The 20,615-nt window shown below is 70.4% G+C and carries 9 protein-coding genes; 2 read left to right on the top strand and 7 right to left on the bottom strand.

The window, feature by feature from the left end:
* Window positions 1-56: 56 nt before the first annotated feature.
* A complete protein-coding gene (gndA, locus tag OG819_RS30180; RefSeq protein WP_266651729.1) occupies window positions 57-1,496 on the top strand; it encodes an NADP-dependent phosphogluconate dehydrogenase in 1,440 nt (479 codons plus the stop codon).
* Window positions 1,497-1,986: 490 nt separating this feature from the next.
* On the opposite strand, the gene OG819_RS30175 is transcribed toward gndA, so the two are convergent.
* The 7 genes from OG819_RS30175 to OG819_RS30145 all read right to left on the bottom strand — a co-directional run bounded on the left by OG819_RS30175 (window position 1,987) and on the right by OG819_RS30145 (window position 13,951).
* On the bottom strand, window positions 1,987-2,634 hold the full coding sequence (locus OG819_RS30175; protein WP_266651727.1) for an aspartate/glutamate racemase family protein: 648 nt from the start codon (window positions 2,632-2,634) through the stop codon (window positions 1,987-1,989).
* Window positions 2,634-2,978: a GNAT family N-acetyltransferase gene (locus OG819_RS30170; RefSeq protein ID WP_266651725.1), complete on the bottom strand. Its 345-nt coding sequence runs from the start codon at window positions 2,976-2,978 to the stop codon at window positions 2,634-2,636. Before OG819_RS30170 ends, OG819_RS30175 begins: the two co-directional genes overlap by 1 nt.
* A gap of 59 nt (window positions 2,979-3,037) precedes the next feature.
* Window positions 3,038-3,457 carry an aspartate 1-decarboxylase gene (panD, locus tag OG819_RS30165; protein WP_097223864.1) on the bottom strand — a complete coding sequence of 140 codons (420 nt, stop codon included), beginning with the start codon at window positions 3,455-3,457 and terminating at the stop codon, window positions 3,038-3,040.
* A gap of 645 nt (window positions 3,458-4,102) precedes the next feature.
* Window positions 4,103-5,194, bottom strand: coding sequence for a DNA helicase (locus OG819_RS30160; RefSeq protein WP_266651723.1), 1,092 nt, complete (start codon window positions 5,192-5,194; stop codon window positions 4,103-4,105).
* Window positions 5,191-7,044, bottom strand: a complete 1,854-nt coding sequence (gene drmB, locus OG819_RS30155) for a DUF1998 domain-containing protein (RefSeq protein WP_266651721.1) — start codon at window positions 7,042-7,044, stop codon at window positions 5,191-5,193. The genes OG819_RS30160 and drmB overlap by 4 nt, the downstream gene beginning before the upstream one ends.
* Window positions 7,041-10,178, bottom strand: a complete 3,138-nt coding sequence (locus OG819_RS30150; protein WP_266651719.1) for a helicase-related protein — start codon at window positions 10,176-10,178, stop codon at window positions 7,041-7,043. The genes drmB and OG819_RS30150 overlap by 4 nt, the downstream gene beginning before the upstream one ends.
* 65 nt (window positions 10,179-10,243) lie before the next feature.
* Window positions 10,244-13,951 carry a sigma-70 family RNA polymerase sigma factor gene (locus OG819_RS30145; RefSeq protein ID WP_266651717.1) on the bottom strand — a complete coding sequence of 1,236 codons (3,708 nt, stop codon included), beginning with the start codon at window positions 13,949-13,951 and terminating at the stop codon, window positions 10,244-10,246.
* Window positions 13,952-14,290: 339 nt separating this feature from the next.
* Between OG819_RS30145 and OG819_RS30140 the strand changes: the two genes are divergently transcribed.
* Complete coding sequence (locus tag OG819_RS30140) at window positions 14,291-20,593, top strand: protein kinase (RefSeq protein ID WP_266651715.1); 6,303 nt, start codon at window positions 14,291-14,293, stop codon at window positions 20,591-20,593.
* Window positions 20,594-20,615 lie beyond the last annotated feature (22 nt).

Below are 20,615 nucleotides of genomic sequence, written 5' to 3'. Positions count from 1 at the left end.
CGACCGATACCCACCAATACCGGGACCTCTTACCGGATCTCTTAGGAGCCAACCGTATGAGCAAGTCAGCCCAGATCGGCGTCACGGGTCTCGCGGTCATGGGGCGCAATCTCGCCCGCAACTTCGCACGCAACGGCTACACGGTCGCCGTGCACAACAGGACCTCGGCCCGGACGCACGCGCTGGTGGAGGAATTCGGCCACGAGGGCGACTTCGTGTCGACGGAGACCGCGAAGGAGTTCGTCGAGGCGCTCGAGCGGCCGCGACGTCTGATGATCATGGTGAAGGCCGGTGAGCCGACCGACGCGGTGATCCAGGAGTTCGCCCCGCTCCTGGAGCCCGGCGACATGATCATCGACGGTGGCAACGCGCACTTCGAGGACACCCGGCGCCGGGAGCGCGACCTGCGGGGTCAGGGCATCCACTTCGTCGGTACGGGCGTCTCCGGCGGCGAGGAGGGCGCGCTGAACGGTCCGAGCATCATGCCGGGCGGCTCGAAGGAGTCGTACGCCTCGCTCGGTCCGATGCTGGAGAAGATCTCCGCCAAGGCGCCGGACAGCTCTCCCTGTGTGACCCACTGCGGTCCCGACGGGGCCGGGCACTTCGTGAAGATGGTGCACAACGGCATCGAGTACGCCGACATGCAGCTGATCGGCGAGGCCTACCAGCTGCTGCGCGATGTCGCCGGATACTCCCCCGCCCAGATCGCCGACATCTTCCGCACCTGGAACACCGGCCGGCTCGACTCCTACCTGATCGAGATCACGGCGGAGGTCCTGTCGCACGTGGACGCGGCGACGGGCAAGCCGTTCGTGGACGTGGTCCAGGACCGCGCGGAGCAGAAGGGCACGGGCCGCTGGACCGTGCAGATCGCGCTGGACCTGGGCGTCCCGGTGTCCGGCATCGCGGAGGCGGTCTTCGCCCGCTCGCTGTCCGGACACGCCGACCTGCGCGCCGCCTCCCGGGGGCTCGCGGGCCCCAAGGCGAAGCCGCTCGGTGAGTCGGAGGCGGGGGCCTTCGCGGACCGGGTGGAGCAGGCGCTGTACGCCTCGAAGATCGTGTCGTACACGCAGGGCTTCCACGAGATCAGCGCGGGCAGCGACCAGTACGACTGGGACATCGACCTCGGTGCCATCGCCTCGATCTGGCGCGGCGGCTGCATCATCCGGGCGGCCTTCCTGGACCGGATCCGCGCCGCGTACGACGCCCGGCCCGATCTGCCGAGCCTGCTGTCCGACGAGACGTTCGCACGGGAGATCGCGGCGGCGCAGGACGACTGGCGCGAGGTCCTGGTGGCCGCCACCCGCCAGGGCGTGCCCGCACCCGGTTTCTCCGCGGCCCTCGCCTACTACGACGCGCTGCGCGCAGAGCGGCTGCCCGCCGCCCTGACGCAGGGGCAGCGGGACTTCTTCGGGGCGCACACGTATCGGCGCGTCGACCGGGAGGGCTCGTTCCACACCCTGTGGGGCGGCGACCGGTCGGAGGTCGAGGCGTAGGCAGGCGCACGGGCATTCCGCGCCGCCGAGGCCGTCACATCCCGAGAACCCGGGGCGTGACGGCCTCTTGCGTGCCCTCGTCTCACCCGTTTGCCCGGCTGTTCACGTGAGCGGAGGTCCCGGTTCGGGGTTCGGAACCGGCTCGGGGCCCGGCGGCACCGGGCCGGGGCTCGGTGGGGTCGGCTCGGGGTCGGGTGGGGTCGGGATCGGGGACGGCGGAGGGGTGGGCTTCGGTTCGGGGTGGGGACCCGGGTCCGGCGTCGGGTCCGGGAAGGGGTGGGGTTCCGGGAAAGGCTGCGGGCGGTCGGGGCCCGGCCCGGGCGTGGGGCCCGGTTTCACCGGATCAGGATTCGGATGCGTCATGGTGTCCTCCAGCCAGTCGATACGTCGGCCCTGGACTTGTCCCACGCGTACCCGGCCACCGCTCCCCCAGTCACCCCGGCGCGCACGGGGTGCGGACCGGTTGGACCAGACGGACCCGGCTTCCCGTCTACCCGTGGCGCACCGCGTCCGCGCCGGCCGCGAGCCCCGGGCGGGGGCTGGACAGCACCGGAACCGCGGTCGTGGTCAGCCGCTCGGCCGGGGCCATGGACGCCTGGGCGAGGACGATCGCGTCGGCGTCGGTGACCGAGTCGGCGGCCGCCGCCACCTCACGGACGTAGCCGTCGATGTCGCCCGCCTCGAAACGGGCCCACGCCCCGTCGACCAGCAGGGTACGGACCTGTACGGAGCGCCCGGCGCCGCGGGCCTCCTCCTCGACGAGGGCGACCGTCGGCCCGAAGGTGCTCTCCGACGTCGCCATGACCACCACACGGGAGCCCGCTGCCACCGCGGCGGCGGCCATCGGACGGTCCACCCGGAGCACGGGTACCCCGGCGCCCGCCTGTTCGGCGACGGCGCCGATGGTCGAGCAGGTGCACAGCACGGCATGCGCCCCGTCCGCGACGGCCCGGTCGAGCGCCGCCCGTACCTCACCGGCCACCGCGGCCGGGCTCTCGCGCCGGGCCCGGGCCAACAGCTCCTCGTCCACCAGGTGCCGCAGTTCCAGCCCCTGGTGGTCCTCGTCGCGCAGCGCGTCGAAGACGGGGATGTGCAGGGGCGAGGTGTGCAGCAGGGCGAGCGGACCCGGCCGGTTCATCAGAAGCGCCCGGGGTGCGCCTCGAGCCACGCCATCGCCGCTCCCAGCAGCTCCGGGTCGGCCGCCGGAGCCTCCTCGGGGTGACGCGCCGCCCACTTCACGACGTACGGGCACAGGGGCGCGACCACGATGCCCTCGCGCGCGGCGATGCCGTACAGCTCACGGGCGAGGGAGCCGGCGATGCCCTTCCCCTCGTGTGCGGGTTCCACGATGGTGTGCACGGGGACGAGGGCGCGCGCGGGGGCCTCGAGGACGAAGTACTCGATGTGGCCGACGACTTCGTCCCCGGCGAACGCGTCAAGGCGGCCGCCCGCACGGTCGTCGCGGATCTCTATGTCGCTCATGGCACTCCTCGCGTCCTCAGGTCGTCTGCTTGCTCGGCCCACACCCCGGGCCCGGGGATTCAGACAGTGACCGCCTGCGGGCTGCGCTCCTGGTCCGAGCCCGGCACCGGCTCGGACGGATCGGCGCCGAGGGCCACGATCCGGTTGTCGTGGTCCACGTGCACGACCCGCGGCCGCAGTGCCCGCGCCTCGGCGTCGGAGACCTGAGCGTAACTGATGATGATCACCAGATCTCCGGGATGCACGAGATGGGCCGCCGCCCCGTTGATCCCGACGACCCCGGAACCGCGCTCGCCCTCGATGACGTACGTCTCCAGGCGGGCGCCGTTGGTGATGTCGACGATGTGCACGAGCTCACCCGGCAGCAGATCCGCCGCGTCCAGCAGATCGGCGTCGATGGTGACGGACCCGACGTAGTGCAGGTCGGCCTGGGTGACGGTGGCACGGTGGATCTTCGATTTGAACATGGTGCGCAGCATGGAGACACTCCCGAATTATCTGCTCCCTGCCCACTTTGTGCAGGTCAAGGGCGGTCTCCGCAGACTACATCGATTCGAATATTCGGTCAGCCTTCCCAGGTCTTTGATAAGTCACGCTGCCACATGGCTGACTTTCCCGATGACCTAGCAGGTCAGGCGTTCCCTCACCCCAAGCGCCCGTTTCCCACCCGGCTTCCTGGCTGCTGTTCTGGTACGCGTCAGAGACTCTTACATCGGGCCCACTTCGGCGAAACGGCACTGGGCCCAGCCTGCATGCGACAGTGGCCGGCGGTCAGGTCCGCGCCGATCGCGACGGCAGCAACCGGGCCGTGATCCAACGCGAGTAGCCGGCGCCCATTACCAGCACGATGAATGTCCCATCTGCTCGAACCCAACGGGCCGTAACCCGCAGTTCGCCCCGCTTCGGACGGCAAGGCAGAAGCACCAGCACCGACGTGTCGGCCCGTACCCCGTAATTACTCGAGAGAAGTCCCTCTTCAGCGGCTTCGCCACGGCAGGAACCGAAAGGGGGTGCAGCGTCGTCCCAGCCGGCACGTTTTGCTGGGAACCGCTTAGTAGTGATTCGTTACCACGGGCGGCAGCTCGGGCTGTGGCGGAACCGACGGCGCGCCTCCACAGCCTTTGTCATCCACGCAGCAGGTCACCGGGCCCCACCTGCGCGCACAGAGGTGGCTCCGTTTCTCCCTCGTATGCCAGATGGAGTTCACGTCGTGCTCGGGTTGCCAGAACGTAATACGTCATGCGCAGGGCGGCCGAGGTGGGATCGACCGCCGCGTCTGTATGCGTGTCGGGGATGACGACGGTGTCGAAGCCCAGCCCTTTGGCACTCGCCCGGTGGACGAGCACGATCCCCGGGCGGCCGAGGTCCAACGTGCGGTAACGGCCTTGTGCCGCTCGGGCCCGGGAGGTGTACAGCTGTGGTTTGAGCCGGGGTGCTCTGCGCTCCAGACTGCCGAGCAGTGAGAACTGGGTGTGGGTGGAGTTCACGATCACGCCGATGCTCTGCTGCGGGTGCCTCTGCGCCAGAAGGATCAGCAGGTCGGCTGCGCCGTCGTGCGGCAGACGGTGCAATCGCGGGGGTGGCCCTTCGTGTTGTGGGAGGGCAGGCAGACCGGTCCCCGTGTTGAAGTGGGCGGCGAAGGACGCGATCTGGCGTGTGTTGCGATGGTTGCCGTCAAGCGCGAGACGTGTACAGCGGCCCAACCGCTCAGCGATCTCGGAGAGCGTGGAGTTGGCGTCGGTCAGCCGCTGGCACTCGTCCGCGAACACCGTCGTTCGGGCTCCGAGCAGACGGCAGAGGCGATAGAACTCCGGGGGCAGGTCCTGGCCTTCGTCGACGACCAGGGTGAGTCCGGGCACCGGGCCGGTCCCCACGGCACGGTCGTAGAAGGCGGGCCAGTCGAACCAGCCGTCCGTGCCGCGTGGGGGCTGTCCGCCGTACCACTCGGTGAGCCACGCGTGTGCGGTCGCCACGCGCACGCTGCGGTCCGCCGGGCCGAGCGCGTGTACGGTCGCGGTCAGTGACTGGCGGAGCAGATTGGACCGGGTCAACAGGACTACCGAGGTTCCGGTGAGGGCGAGCATGATGGCCCGTTGGACCGCCAGGAGGCTCTTGCCGCTGCCGGGCGGACCACTGATCAGGTGATTGCCGTCGAAGGGGAGGCCGTCGAGGCAGGAGCGCTGTTCCGGTACAAGGTCGAGGTAGGTGAGGGTCACATCTCCTCCAGGGCATCCACCGCGGCGCTCCGGGCGGCCGTGACGATCGACTCCAGGTAGCCGGGTACCTGTTCGCCGCCGACTACGAGAGCACGGTCGAGGAGGGTGTTGCCGGTCTCGCAGCTCGTCTCGGGCAGCAGGGCGCAGGCGTGGCAAGCCGCACGGTTGAGGTTGCCGAAGCCCTGGCCGGTGTGTTCGGCGCAGAGGGGGTCGGCGGAGCACCAGGCGGCGGCTTCGGTCATCCGCAGCAGGGTCTCGGCGAGGCGCGGCGGCTCGCCCTGTTGCACGAGCCCGCCGAGGGTGCCTTCGGCGTCTCCCGCGGCGGTGTAGACGAGGATGCCGTACTGGTCGTGTTCGGGGCGTGCGTAGACGCGTTCGCGCAGGCTGGCCGTCGTGTAGCCGGATTCGAAGGAGAGCTGGCGGATCAGCAGGTGGGCGAGGGTGTGCAGCAGGACGAAGCGCGGGGAGAGTTCTTCCCCGGTCAGGGCTCGGAGCCGTTCCTTCTGGAAGGAGCGGTCGAAGTCGGCGCGCATGCCCGCGACGCGCCGGCCCACCCCTGGGTGGCCTTCCCATGCGGCGAGTTCGTCCTTGTCGAGGGTGAGGAGGATGCCCTCTCCGAAGACTTCGACGGCCGGGAGCCAATTGAGGCGCCGGGCGGTGTCGGCGGGGACGAGGGCCGCGTCCGGGGAGACCCGGCTGAAGCCGGACAGTGCGCGTACCTCGCGCAATCGGTCGGCAAGCACGATCCGGCCGATGCGGCGGTCTAGGCCGGCCCAGGGTTCGGCGGTCTCTTGTCCGAGTCCGAGGGTGGTCTCGCGCAGTGCGAAGTCCCGGGTGGCGGGCGGGGTCGGCGCGGTGAAGGCGGCCCATTCCTCGCGGCTGAGGTCGGGGTGCGCGGGCGCCGTGGCCAGGTCGGATGATGCGATGGGCAGGGGCTGCCCGGTCTCCTCTACAAGCAGGGCGTCGAGGAGCTGGTCGTCGGCTCCGGTGTCCTCCTGGATCATCGTGCGGAGGACGTCGGCGCGCGGGGTGCCGGCGACCCGGCAGAGCGACACCCACAGGTCGTGCTCGCGTACGCGTCCGGCGAGTTCTTCGTCTCCCTGCGACGCGGGCGCGTCCGACTCGGGAATGTCAAGCGCCGAGTGCACTACCGGGTAGTACAGGTTGCCCGCTGTGCGCTGCACAATCTGTACGGGCATGACGCACTCTGTGGCCTCGCTGACCCGCTGCCAGGGGTTGCGTCCCGAGCAGCGCATGCCGTGCGTGCCGAGGATGTCGAGCAGGTCGCGGGAGGCCCCGCACCCCTTGGCCGTGCAAGTGACGGAAAGCGCTTCGAGGCCGGAGGCGCGCTCGGACACGAGGAAGCGGAGTTTCTCGCGTTCGCCGCACTGCCGCCGTTCGCCTGCTTCTCGCCGCGAGTGAGCCCAGAACCACCAGTCGACGTCGCTGAGGTGACCGGCCGCGCAGATCTGAACGAACCGCATGGGGGCGAGGGTCCGGCCGGGTGAGCAGGACGGGCAGCGGGGCGGCTGTCCCGGCTTTTCGTCGGCGATGCGCCACCGCTTCATACGGCGGCAGGCCCCGCAGAACAGCCAGGACGGGAAACGGATGTAGGGAGCTCCGGGAGCGTCGGGGGTGTCGAAGCGGTCGTTGGCCGTTGGGGGCGCCGCGTAGAAGCCGGTGACGCCGAGCCGGCCAGCGAGCCGGGGCGACTCGACGCGCTGTTTGGCCTTTTGCGGCCAGTCGCCGATACCCGTGGCGACGAACGACTCGCCCTGGATGTCGAAGACGGCCCCGACGCCGAACGGCAGAACGGTCTGCGACTGGCGTACGCGGAGTGTGCGGCTCACAGGTCGGCCCCCTTCACCATCACCTGGCATTCCCGGTCGACGTTGCGCATGGAGTTCGGTGTCTCCCAAAGGCCGTAGCGCTGCTCGAAGCTCTTGATCAGGTTGGACTGTCCCTTGCCCTGGCTCCGGTAGTACAGCTCGCGGCCGTCCTTGCGGGCCTCGCGCGCGGCGTCCTCCCAGTCGGCGAGGAGTTCCGCGATTTCCTTGCGCACGGCGTCGGCGGCATACGGTTCACCGGCGGCGGCCCGCACCGCCAGCTCCCCGACGAGGGCTTCCACTTCGGGCAGCCGGTCGAGGATGTGCCCGGCCTGGTTCTCGGCGGCGAGGCCGAGGCGGTGGCGTACGAGGATGACAAGCGCGGCGTGCAGGGCGCGCCGACGTGAGGGGACGGACCAGGGGGTGACGCTGGTCGGTTCGACGTGCCGGTAGAGGGAGCGGTGGTACACGTCGAAGGTCTCGTAGTGCGAACGATCCCTGGGACGGGTGGCGTTGAAGAAGGTGACGACGAGACCGGGCACGGTATGCCGGCCGACCCGGCTCGTGGCCTGGATGTATTCGGCCGTCGTCTTGGGCTGCCCCTGCATGAGCATCAGCGCGAGCCGCTTCACGTCGATGCCGACGGACAGCATGTTGGTGCAGGGCAGGAACGACACCGACTGCGGGTCGGCCCAGGGCTTTTCGAGCCGGTCGAGGAGGACGGGCTGTTCGGCGCGCGGCAGGTTGCTGGTGAGTTCCTGTACCTGATGGTCCGCCAGTCCCCTGATTCCCGACCCCGAATCCAGCCCCGTGAGCTGTGCGGGGATGTCATCGGCCGCGGCCGTGACCGTACGGCCGAGTTCGCGGAGGCTGTGGTGGTAGGCGACCAGCGTCCAGTAGGCGTCTCGGTGTTCCTCTGGGAGTTCGTAGGCACCCTGGAGCATCGCGGCGGCGGTGGCGACGGCGGCGCGGCCCGCGGTGTGTCCCTGGGCCATGACGCCGAGGTAGCGGCGGCCGGGCCGGGACGTGTCGGGTTCGGCGAAGTAGGAGTGCCGGGCGTCGAGTCCGGCGGGCGGGAAGAGCTGGGCGCCGCTGCCGTAGAGGGCGCGGATCTGCTCGCCGGAGCGGCGGATCGTCGCCGTGGACGCTACGACCTTGGGCCCGATGCCGTCGCGGTTGGTGCACAGCCCGAGCACTGCCGCCTCGTACAGGCCGACGGTGGTGCCGAGCGGGCCGGTGAGCAGGTGCAGCTCGTCCTGGATGACGAGGGACGGCGGCAGGTTCCCGCTGCCCGCGCCGAACAGCCGTCCCGAGCGCGGTTCCCATGCGAGCCGGGCGAACTTGTCCACGGTGCCCAGAATGAAGGTGGGCGGCCGGTCGTACAGCTGCTCGTCGACGACGGCGACGGGCAGCTCGTCGTGGAAGGCGCACTCCTCGCGCGGGCAGTAGAAGGTGAATGAGTCGGCGGTGGCGCGTACTCCGTAGTCCCCGATGTCGGGCGACTTGTGGGCAGGCATGATGCGTGTGCCACACCACGGGCAGCGGTCGAGGATAAAGACGTCGTCGGGCCGGGCGGCACCGCGCACGTCGTCGAAGACCGCGCGTGCCTTCTCGTACGAGTTCGGGGAGGTGGCCTCGCCCACCCACAGGCCGATGGAGAAGGGCTCGTCCCCGTAGGGAGCCGGGTCGGCGCGGCGCAGCGTCTCCAGAGCGCAGATGGTGGTGGCCGCGCGTTGGAACTGCTGGGTGGTGAGCAGACTCAGGGTGTAGCGGCTCAGCACCGCGGTGCCCCCACCGTCCTCCTCACCCCGGCGGAGCACCATGGCGAACGCGGCCAGCAGGAGATAGGCCTCCGTCTTGCCGCCGCCGGTCGGGAACCAGATCAGGTCGGCTGTCGCCCGGTCGCGGTGCCGGGGGTCGGCCACGCCGTCCAGGGCGAGCAGGAAGAACGCGAGCTGGAAGGGCCGCCATTCGGCATCCGGGCTCGGCTCCGGGTCGAGGAGCACCGCGTCGCGGCGGGCGCGGCGTTCACCTGCCTGATCGCCGGCGGAGTGCCGCATCTGGAGCGCCATCGCACGGTTCGCGGTGCGGAAGGCGTGCAGCAGCTCGGGCCGCGCCGGATCGCAGAGGGTGCGGACGCCGGACTCGATCCGGGTGACGGCGGCGTTGATGCGGGCCAGGATTCGGTCGGCGGCCTCTCGGCCCCACGCGGGGACCTCGGTGTTCAGCTGTCCCACGTACCAGGCTCGGTAGTCGGCGGCGAACTCCGCCAGTTCCTCGTGAAGTTGGGCGAGGGGCACGGCGGGATCGGCGAGGTGGAGCACGTTCAGTACGGGGGATCCGGTGAAGCCGGCAGCCCGGACACCGCTGACTTCGGCCTCCGGCATGACGGCGGCCTTCAGAGCCACTACCGCCCGCTCGCCGCGCTCGTCGTGCAAGGCATACCGTTCTTCGACCGCGCATCCATGGCCGACGGCGTGTGTGCGGACGTGCCGGTACTGGAGACGCAGTTCCTGTTCCTCCAGGTCACGGCTGGCCAGCCGCACGCTCGGGTAGGGCAGGACATCGCCGTCCGCGGGCCGCGCTTCCAGTTCGACCTGGAAGAGCATCCGGTCCCATTGCGCGGCCTTGCCGAGCGCCTGTTCGTGGTGGGCGGTGTTGACCAGGGCGACGGTGACGAGCTGTCCGGAACCGAAGGCGCGCCTGCGGACGCGGATCTCGGCACGTCCGTCGAGCACGGGGACGTGGTCCCGGTCGGGTCCGAGCGCGTGGGTCTCCTCGGGCAGGGGGACGCGTTCCCAGCGGCGTCCCCGCTCACCGGTGGCGGCGAGAGTCTTGTAGCGGGCTCCGGCGCAGCGGACGTCGATGGTCGTGGCGTCGGTGTAGAAGCTGAGGCCGAGCGAGGACGGCAGCCAGGAGTTGGACTCGGGCACGGGGTCCGCCGCGGGCGCCGTGTCCTCGGCGCCGCCCTCCGTGCCGGCGCCATCGAGCTCCTCCGCTGCGAGGTCCAACTGCCGTTGCAGGTCGGCCTCCTGCGGATACAGCGTGCCCATGAGGTACTCGCGGTCGGGCGGCGCTTCGAGCAGCTCGTGTTCCCCGGAGGCGGGACCGACGAGCCGGCGGTGCAGGTAGGAGACGAGTTCCTGTCTGGGGTCCATGGTGGTGCTCCTGAAGCGGTACGAGTGGTGCGGGGTGTGGGGCGCGCGGGGCTTGGAGCCTGGGGTCAGGACCGGCGCCAGCGATCCCGAAGCGTGGAACGCTCTGCGGCGGCTTCACGTTCGGCGGCGAGTTGTTGCTGCAGCTCGGTGATGCGGGCCCAGGCGTCGTGCTCGCTCTGGGCGATCCGCGCCGCGGCCCGCTGTTCGGCCGCCACCACCTGGGCCGATGCCTGCTGCTGGGCGGCGCGGAGAGTCCCGTCGCGTTCGGCGAGCAGGGCCTCTGCCTGCCGCAGCCGCTGCTCCAGGCCCGCGATGCGGGCCTCCCCTTCCTCACGGTAGCGCCGCAGCCGCTGGCCGGTTTCCTCCGCCCGCCGCTGGGCTTCGTTCGCCCGCAGGTGCAGTACTGCTGCCCGCTCTTCGGCCGTACTCGCCCTTTGTTCCGCATCGTTCGCGCACTGTTCGGCCGTACGGGCGAGCTGCTCGGCGTCATTGGCGCGCTGCTCCGCCCGGGCACCGCGCTCGCCTGCTGCGGCCAGGGCTGTCCGTGCCGCGCGTTCCCTCAGCTCGGCGTGTTCGGCCCGCTCGACCAGGGTCTGCTGCGCCTCGCGATGCCCGTCCTTGAGGCGCGCGATCCGCTCCTCGGCCTGGGCGCGCAGGTGCTGCTCTTTGCGGAGCAGAGCCCTGTCCGCTCGGCGCAGCAGCGTCTCCTCCAGGGCGTCGAGCTGCTGCTCGGTGTCCGCAGGGGCAGCGATGCGCCGGGCGTCGGCGGCCTGCCGCTCCTCGGCGAGGTGCCGCCTGGCTTCGTCCCGTTCGCGCGTCAGCTCGGCTTCGTACGCACGGCGTACGTCGGTGAGACGCCGCTCAGCATCGGGCTCCGCCTCTCCCCACCCGATGCCGCGGTTTGCGGTCCCGGCCCGGAGCGTCTCCTCCGGGGTCCTGGCGGACGCGGATCGACGCCCGGCCTTGAGCAGAGACACGGGCTGCTCCTGGGCCGTTGGTGCGTCAGCACTGCCGTGGTCGGCCGACGGGTTACCCGCTCTGAGTGGCGGGGCCTGCGGCCCGGCCAAGTCGTCCTGGGGTCGTTCGCTGCCTGGCACGGTGTTGGCCTCTGTGTCCACCTGGTTGCGGCCGACTTCAAGCGGCCCATCCCCGCGAGCCACCCCGGGCCGGTCCTCGTCCGGCGATTTCGGCGAGGGGCTGTACACGTCCGCCCGGCGGCCGTCGGGTGAGGCCGCTATGCCCTCGTCCGGCACTCCGGCCACACGCACCTGCGCGCTGTCCTCGGGCCCTGGACCCGGCTCCGAATGGGGCCCCGCCACGAAGCTGCCTGGCGAACTGTCGGCGGGCGCCGCTCCCTGGCCGGCACGCAGCGGGACCTCGGCGACGAACTCCCGCAAGGAGTCACGCAGTGCGAGGCGCGACTCGCTCAGCACCAGGGGCTTGGCCGCCAAATACGCGCGCGGAGTCATGCCGACCAGTGCCTCGGCCGGTCTTTCGAAGAAATCCTCCGGCCGCAGCCCAGCCTCCTTCACGGCGTCGAACACGCGCCGCAATACCTCCAGGGCCGTTGTCACCGGCCGGTCGAGCACCCCCCTGTCCCGCACGGCACGCGCCACGGCGTCGGCTGAGGACGGACCGAGCAGCACAATGAGCTGCGCATGCCCCACCGCCAGCAGCGCATACTCGGCGAGCCACGCCACTCCCCCGCCGAACCCAGTCGGCATCCGCAGCGCCTTCTGCCAGTCCGCTGTGTACTGCGTGGGTTCGGGAACCACCGGCTCAGGGACTGACGGCCCGCTCGCCTCAGTGACGGCCTGCGCCGAACGTGAACGCTCCTGGGCGGACTCCAGCACCGGCTCCGTGCGCGGCTTCGGGACCAACCCGATACTCGACTCGGCATCTTGCGCGTTGACCACTGGTCCAAGCCCCCGCTCCGTCACCGGTGGGGGATCATCCGAGCGCTCCTCGGACCTACGGTCCGCCGGCTCCTCGGGCTCAACCGTAAGTGCGGTGAGAGCCTCCGACGGCGTGTCCGTCGCAGAGTCCGTCAATGCCTCACCAGGTGCGGTGTGATCGCCGGGCTTGGCCGCCGTTTGCTCTCTGAGGCTTTCGCCATCCAGCGTCTCCCCCGCTTCGACGGACTGTGCCATTACTTCCAGCGGAGCCTGCTTCGGTGCGGTGTTGGGCAGCGTGTCGGGCACCCGCTTTACCCCGGAACTCTCCTTCCGGGCCCCCGCTCCGGCCCCTGCTCCGCTGCCGGCTCGCTGCCTACCGGCCGGCTCCCCGGCCCTGCCGGATTCCTTCTCAAGGCCCCCGTCGTACCGGTACGCAGCGGTAAGCCCGGCCTCTACCAACCGATACCGGAACTTCGTCTTGGCCTTTGACTCGATCTGCCTGACGCGCTCGCGGGTCCGTCCGATCTGTTTGCCCAACTCGTCCAGGGTCGACGGCTCATCCCCGTCCAGGCCCAGGCGCCGGACGAGGATATGGGCCTCGCGTTCGGAGAGCGTGTCGACCACACTCATGACCTGCCCCAGCAACATCGCGTCGAGCACGCCCTTCTCCACCGGCGGCAGTGGATTAGTCCACCCGATGAAGTCGCCCAGGGTGACCCCGTCCCCGATGACCCGGTCGAGGGAGTCGGTGCGCCGGCTCAGCTTCCGGGCTTCCTCGACTTTCTGCATGGTCATGTCGCAGTACACAGCCACGTCGGCGACTCCGGCGGGCCGCCCCTGTATCGCGAGGGTGCGCTCCGCCAGCGCCACCTTGCGAACTTGTTCGTGCATATGGACCGGGATGCGAATGACGGCGCCCTCGTCCGCGATACCCCGGCTGATCGACTGACGGACCCACCAGGTCGCATACGTCGAGAATTTGAAGCCCTTGGCCGGGTCGAACTTCCGCGCCGCCCGCATCAGCCCCAGCGCGCCGTGCTGGAACAGGTCGTCGTAGTCCAACCCCTGGTCCAGATACCGGGGCACCATCTTGTGCACGAGCCGCTGGTTGTGCAGGACGAGACAGTCCCGGGCGCGGATCCGGAGGTCGTCGGGGGGCAGGCCGCTCAGAGTATCGTCGTCGGGTTCCTCCGCCATGCGGTCCGGTCCGCCCCGTACCAGCACGGCGAGTCCGACTTCCGCCTCGGCACTCAGCAGATGCATGTCCGGTCGCCGCCGGAAGCGGTCGTTCTCCAGGACGGTCAGCGCGGCGGCCACAGCGGCCGTGAGGTCCCCGATGCCCCCTCCGGTCGTCGTCTCGGGCCACGGGTAGGGCTCGTCCTCCGAAACGCCCTCCGGTTCGTGTTCCTCGACGTCGGTGAGCCTCACCGCGGTCTCCGCACTCGTAACCGCCGCCTCCGCCGTTGCGACGGCCTCGCCCCGTACACGCGCCCCGGCCCGCAGGGCCGCCGCGTCTCGCGCACCGAGTCCGGCCAGACGGGCGACGCCGTCCAGTGCGCGCGGGGTCACATACCCCTCGGGGTCGGCGTACCGGCTCAGCAGCGCCCGAACCACGTCGCCAGAGGGGAAAACAGGACTGGACACATTTTCTTCACGGATCCGTGCAACCTTTTCCACATTCGGACCGTCACCGTCTGCATGCACCACCGCCCCCAGGACGGGCAGCCCCAGCCCTGCCAGTTCCTCGCGAAGCCGTTCCCGCTCGACGTCACCGAGTCCCAGCGCGCCGGCTTGCTCCAGGAACACGGATTCCGACACGGCGCCGTCGACCGCCGCATGACGCAGGCGGGTGAGCAGTCCCGTCAGGGCGGCCTTCATTCCGGGTCCACGACCCGACTGGGCCCCCTGCCCCTCCCCAGCGGCGCGGCCAGGTTCCCGCCCAGGCACACCACCTGGCGCCCCACGCCCTCCGACGGATTGGTGCCTCACACCGCCCACCCCCTACCCGATGACACCGCAGAGCGTATGGCGACGCGTTTACAATGTCAACAGACTGAAAGCCTACCGGCATTACCCAACTTCGTGTACGGTTGCGGACACCGCAGGTCCGCTCTGTCACGATGAGCAGTGCGGCAACGCATGCAGGGGGCACGTTCCGTTTCCTTACCCTCCCGCGCGGGGGCAGGAACGAGACAGCAGAGGACGAGGGGAGCGGCAGTGAGCCAGGAGCTGCTGGACGGCAGATTCCGCATCGGGCATGTCATCGGCAAGGGCAACATGGGTGAGGTCCACCGGGCCGAGGATCTCCAGGCAGCCGAGGGCACCCCTGACCGCACGGTCGCCGTCAAGACCATCCTGCGCCGCCGCACGGGCACCCGGATCGACACCGGCGCCGACCCCAAAGCCGCCGACCGCTTCGCTCGCGAAGTGCGCATTATGCGTCTCCTCGACGACCCCAACCTCACGCGGATCGTCGCCGGCGGGGTAGCCGAGGACCAGGACGGTCTGCCTTACCTCGCGATGGAGTTCCTGGACGGCGAGACGCTGCGCGACCTCATCGAGGAGGAACGGCAGCTCCCCGTCAACTGGGCCGCCGCCATCGGCGCCCAGATCGCGTCCGGCCTCGCCGCCGCACACGCCGTCGAGGTCGTCCACCGCGACCTCAAGCCCGCCAACGTCATGCTCACCCGGGGCGGCACCGTCAAGGTCCTCGACTTCGGCATGGGACGCATCGTCGACGACCCCGATGAGGCCCGGCTGACCAGCACCGGCGTCAGTGTGGGCACTGCCCGCTACATGGCTCCGGAGCAGTTCGAGGCCAAGCGGGTCACCCAGGCCGCCGATCTGTACGCCCTGGGGTGTGTGCTGTACGAGATGCTCGTGGGCGTACCGCCGTTCACCAGCGAGTCTCCGTTCGAGCTGGCCGCCAAGCACACGCGCGAGGTGCCTACGCCCATCGCCGTGATCCGCAGCGAGGTGCCCACCGAGCTCGCCCGTCTCGTCGACCGATTGCTCGCCAAGGATCCGGCGGCCCGTCCCGCGGACGCCGTCGCCGTACGCGACGCGCTGCTTCCGCTGGCCAACCAGGACGGGGACATGCCGCGGCTGGCGCACTGGGGCGCCCTGGACCCGACCCGCCCCCTGCGCGATCCCGCTGCCCACGCCCCCGCAGGGCAGGCCACCGCCCGGAAGCCGGCGCCGGTCACCGCCTCGGGGGCGGGCATGGACGTCTTCGGCGTCCACCGCACCCTCATCAAGGACTACCGCTCCTTCACCGAGGGCGGCACCGTCATCCGTGACGACCGCATCGCGGCGTTCGTCGAGGACGACCTCAACAGCAAGTCGCAGTGGCCCGACCCGTGGCTGTCGCTGAACCCGTTCTTCCAGAGCGGCGGCACGGTGGTCGAACTCGCCGGGCAGAAGGTCCTGCACGACGAGTGCGCCCGTATCTTCCAGGCGAAGAAGACCGAGGGCGGCACGGTCCCCGACGGCCGCCCGCTGACACTCCACCAGCACCAGCGCGAGGCCATCGACGCCGCCGCGTCCGGTGCGTCGTACGTCCTCACGACGGGCACCGGGTCCGGCAAGTCGCTCGCGTACATCGTCCCGATCGTGAACAAGGTGCTCCACCAGCGGGACGCCGAGGGGCCGAAGGCTCCCAAGCGGGTACGGGCGATCATCGTCTACCCGATGAACGCGCTCGCCAACAGCCAGCTCAAGGAGCTGGAGAAGTATCTGCGCGACGGCTACGGCACGGGCCGCGAGCCGGTCACCTTCGCCCGGTACACGGGCCAGGAGGACGACGAGAAGCGCAAGGAGATCCGCGACTACCCACCGGACATCCTGCTCACCAACTACGTGATGCTGGAACTGATGCTGACCCGCCCGGCCGACCGGGCGAGCCTCATCAAGATGGCGCGGGGCCTGGAGTTCCTGGTCTTCGACGAGTTGCACACCTACCGTGGCCGGCAGGGCGCCGACGTCGCGCTGCTGATCCGCCGCGTCCGCGAGGCTTGCCAGGCGCAGGACCTGCAGTGCATCGGCACGTCGGCCACCATGTCGACGGAGGGCACGCTCGACGACCAGAAGAAGGTCGTCGCCGGAGTGGCGAGCACCCTGTTCGGTGCGCCGGTGCACCCGGAGCGGGTCATCGGCGAGACCCTGATCCGCGCGACCCACGAAACACCCGACGCCGTTCCCGCGGAGCGTCTGAACTCGCCCGCCGCGCCGCGCGCGTACGACGATCTCGTACGCGACCCGCTGGCCCGCTGGATCGAGACCCGCTTCGGCCTGGCTACCAACGAGGCCACCGGGCAGCTGATCCGCCAGCAGCCCACGAAGATCGAGGTCGCGGCGAAGGAGCTGCACGAGGAGTCCGGGGTCGCCGAGGACCAGTGTGTCGCCGCGATCCGCGCCACTCTGGAGGCCGGTTCGCAGGCACTGCACCCGGTGACCGAGCGGCCGCTGTTCGCGTTCCGGCTGCACCAGTTCCTCTCCAAGGGCGACACCGTGTACGTCACCCTGGAAGACAAGCTCTCGCGCCACCTCACCCGCTCGTACCAGCTCGAACAGCCGGGCAATGACGGCAAGTTGCTGATGCCGCTGGCTTTCTGCCGGGAGTGCGGCCAGGAGTATCTGACGGTATGGCGGACCGAGAAGGATGGCGAGGTCCGGTACGAAGCGCGCCGGGACACCTCCGCGACGGGCGGCCGACAGGGCGACGGCTATCTGTACGTCGACCACGAGCGGGCCTGGCCGTCCAACGTCCAGTACGCCGTGGACGACCGCCGACTGCCCGAGTCCTGGCTGGAGTTGGACGACAAGGGCCAGGAGGTCGTGAAGAAGTCGTACCGCGACCGGGTGCCGCGTGCCGTCACCGTCGATCCGCGCGGCCGCGAAGGGAGCGGCGAACTCCAGGCCGCGTTCGTTCCCTCCCCCTTCCTTTTCTGTCTGCACTGCGGGGTCGCCTACGAGCAGACGCGCGGCCGGGATTTCGCGAAGCTGGCGACGCTCGACCAGGAGGGCCGGTCCTCCGCGACCTCGCTGATCTCCGCGTCGGTGGTGCGCTCGCTGAAGTCGGTGCCGGAGGAAAGCCTGGACAAGGAGGCGCGCAAGCTCCTCACGTTCGTCGACAACCGACAGGACGCGTCCCTCCAGGCGGGTCACTTCAACGACTTCGTGCAGATCACGCAGTTGCGCGGCGCCCTGTACCGGGCGGCTCTGGACGCGGGCGAGGACGGCGTCCACCACGAGGAACTGGCCTCGTCGGTGACGAACGCGCTCGCCATCGAGCCGGCCGACTACACCGGCGAGAGCGATCTGCCGCCCTCCCTCGCCCGCAACGCCGCCAAGACCCTCCGTGACGTGATCGCGTTCCGGCTCTATCTGGATCTGGAGCGCGGCTGGCGTATCACCATGCCGAACCTGGAGCAGACCGGCCTGCTGGAAATCGGCTATGAGGACCTGGACTGGGTGGCGGCCAAGCAGGACCGGTGGGCGGGCACGCACGAGGCGCTGCGCGACGCCGACCCGGCGCTGCGGGCCGAGGTCATGAAGGCGCTGCTCAATGAGATGCGCCGCTCCCTCGCCATCGACGTCTCGTACTTCCGTGACGACTTCGACTCGCTCCAGCGGGCGAGCGAGGAGCGGCTGATCGACCCTTGGATACTGTCCGCCGCCGACAAGCCGAAGGTCGGCACGGCCTATCCGCACCCGTCCCGCCCGGGCATGGACCGCTCGGCTCTGTTCCTGTCGGCGCGCGGCAAGTTCGGCAAGTACCTGCGCCGCGCGGACACGTCGTTCAAGACGCTCGATCCGGCCGATCTCCAGCTGGTCATCGAGGAGTTGCTGAAGGTTCTGGCCAAGGCGGGCCTGGTGAAGGAGGTGACGGAGGCCCCGCAGCGCGCGGGCCGCTACCGCCGGTCCTCCGCCCCGGCCGCGACGGGCTACCGGGTGGCCGCCCAGTCCCTCGTCTGGCGTGCGGGCAGGGGCGAGAGGGGCACGCACGACCCGCTGACCCGCACCTACCAGAGCGGCGACGGCCCGCGCGTCAACACCTTCTTCCGTGACCTGTACAAGGACGCGGCGGGCACCCTGTCCGGCCTGTTCGCGCGCGAGCACACCGCGCAGGTCTCGCCGGAGGAGCGGGAGCAGCGTGAAGAGGCCTTCCGCAAGGTGGAGTTGAAGCTGTTGTACTGCTCCCCGACGATGGAGCTGGGCGTCGACATCTCCCAGCTCAACGCGGTGATGATGCGCAACGTGCCGCCCACACCCGCGAACTACGCGCAGCGCTCGGGCCGCGCCGGCCGCAGCGGCCAGCCCGCCCTCGTGACCACGTACTGCGCGACGGGAAACAGCCACGACCAGTACTACTTCCGCCGCTCGGAGCGCATGGTCGCGGGCGCCGTCGCCCCGCCGCGCCTGGACCTCGCCAACGAGGACCTGGTGCTCTCCCACCTCCAGGGCATCTGGATCGCGGAGGCCGGCCTGAAGCTGGGCCGTGCCGTCCCCGAGGTGCTCGACGTGTCGTACCCGGACACGGGTGACCGCCCGAACCCCGCGCTGGAGCTGCTGCCGGACATGCTCGCGGCTTCCCTCGACGAGAGCGCCCGGCGCCGCACCGTCGACGCGGCCCTGCGCGTCCTCGGCCCGCTCCTGCCCGACTTCGCCGAGACCACGTGGTGGCACGACGACTGGATCCAGGACCGTGTGCGGACGGTGGCGACCCGCTTCGACCGGGCCTTCGACCGCTGGCGGCAGCTGTTCCGCTCCGCGCTGGACGACCAGTACATTCAGAACAAGCGCCGCCTCGACTACAGCCTCACCGAGGGCGACCGCATCCGCGCCAACGCCCGCCGCCGTGAGGCCGAGACACAGCTGAATCTGCTGATGAACGAGAGCGCCGACAGCAAGTCGGTCCTCTCCGACTTCAACCCGTACCGCTATCTGGCGTCCGAGGGCTTCCTGCCCGGTTACAGCTTCCCGCGGCTCCCGCTCGCCGCGTACATCCCGACCGTCGGCCGCCGCCGCGGGGACGGCGACTACCTCCAGCGGCCGCGCTTCCTCGCGATCCGCGAGTTCGGCCCGGGTGCGCTGATCTACCACGAGGGCGCCCGCTACCAGGTGACCCGTATCCAGCTGCCGCCGGACTCCTCGGGCGAGCTGGCGACCAGCGAGGCCCGCCGCTGCGCGCAGTGCGGCTACCACCATGATCCGGAGCAGCTGGAGGACCGCTGCGCCATGTGCCACGAGCCGCTGGGCGCGGCGACGTACGGCCTGCTGCACCTGCACACCGTGTACACCACGCGCCGTGAGCGGATCTCCTCCGACGAGGAGGAAAGGCGCCGCGCCGGCTTCAAGCTGGAGACGTCCTACCGCTTCCAGGACCACGGCACCCGCAAGGGCCGCCTGAACGCGGCGATCGCCGACGCCTCGGGCGTGCCGCTCGCCGACGTGGCGTACGGCGACTCGGCAACCGTGCGCATCACCAACATCGGCCGGGTGCGCGCCAAGAACGACGAGCCGGCCGGGTACTGGCTGGACCTCGCGGACGGCCGCTGGATGAACGACAAGGACGCGTCCGAGGCGTCCGGCGACTCCAGCGAGCTGCCCGTGATCGACGCGGACGGCAATGAGCGGCGCCGCAAGAAGCGGGTCATCCCGTACGTGGAGGACCGCCGCAACATCCTCGTCGTCACCCTCGACGAGCCGCTGCCGGAGCCGGTCGCGCTCTCCTTGATGTACGCCCTGGAGCGGGGCATCGAGGCCGCCTTCGAGCTGGAGGACGCCGAGCTGTCCAGCGAGCTGCTGCCGCCGGACGACGGCCCCCGCAACCGCATCCTTTTCACGGAGGCCGCCGAGGGCGGAGCAGGTGTGCTGCGCCGCCTCCAGGCGGAGGACGACGCCCTGGGGAAGGCCGCCGTACGCGCCCTGGACATCTGCCACTTCGAAGCGGACGGCACCGACCAGGGCGGCCCGCACCCGGACCGGCCGTGCGCGCTCGGCTGCTACGAGTGCCTGCTGACGTACGGCAACCAGCTCAACCACGCCCTCATCAACCGCCACTCGGTGCGGGACCTGCTCGTGCGGCTGGCGTCGGCGAAGGCCCGACGGGAGTCGCGCGGCGAGTCGCGTTCGGAGCAGTACCTGCGGCTGCTCGACCAGTCCTCCCCCTCCTCCCCCGCCGAGCCGACACCGGTCGAGGCATCGGTGGCCGAACTGGCCGCTCAGGGCGACTTCGTGGGCTGGGCGAAGGCGCGCGGCCTGCGGCTGCCGGACGAACCGGGCTCGTTCCTCACCGAGGCGATGGCGACCCCCGACTTCGTCTACCGCCTGCCCGGTGTGAACGTGGCCGTCTTCGTGGACTCCCCGGACAAGGAGCAGGACAGCTCCCGGGACGAGGACGCCGAGGACCGCCTGTTCAACGCCCGCTGGGACGTCATCCGCTTCGCGCACGGCGCCGACTGGGACGCCGTCGCCGCCGCCAACTCCCGCTACTTCGGCTCTCCGGCCGCCAACTGACCGCCCGCCCCATCCGGTCGGA

It is taken from the genome of Streptomyces sp. NBC_01549 (assembly GCF_026339955.1).
Classification (GTDB): Bacteria; Actinomycetota; Actinomycetes; order Streptomycetales; family Streptomycetaceae; genus Streptomyces.
The sequence above is the reverse complement of the archived record's forward strand: the minus strand, read 5'-3'. Positions and strand labels throughout refer to the sequence as shown.

Excerpts from the sequence above, each read along its gene's own strand:
- panD (WP_097223864.1), bottom strand. The coding sequence starts at position 3,457 with ATGCTGCGCACCATGTTCAAATCGAAGATCCACCGTGCCACCGTCACC.
- OG819_RS30170 (WP_266651725.1), bottom strand. The coding sequence starts at position 2,978 with ATGAGCGACATAGAGATCCGCGACGACCGTGCGGGCGGCCGCCTTGAC.
- OG819_RS30175 (WP_266651727.1), bottom strand. The coding sequence starts at position 2,634 with ATGAACCGGCCGGGTCCGCTCGCCCTGCTGCACACCTCGCCCCTGCAC.
- gndA (WP_266651729.1), top strand. The coding sequence starts at position 57 with ATGAGCAAGTCAGCCCAGATCGGCGTCACGGGTCTCGCGGTCATGGGG.
- OG819_RS30145 (WP_266651717.1), bottom strand. The coding sequence starts at position 13,951 with ATGAAGGCCGCCCTGACGGGACTGCTCACCCGCCTGCGTCATGCGGCG.
- OG819_RS30150 (WP_266651719.1), bottom strand. The coding sequence starts at position 10,178 with ATGGACCCCAGACAGGAACTCGTCTCCTACCTGCACCGCCGGCTCGTC.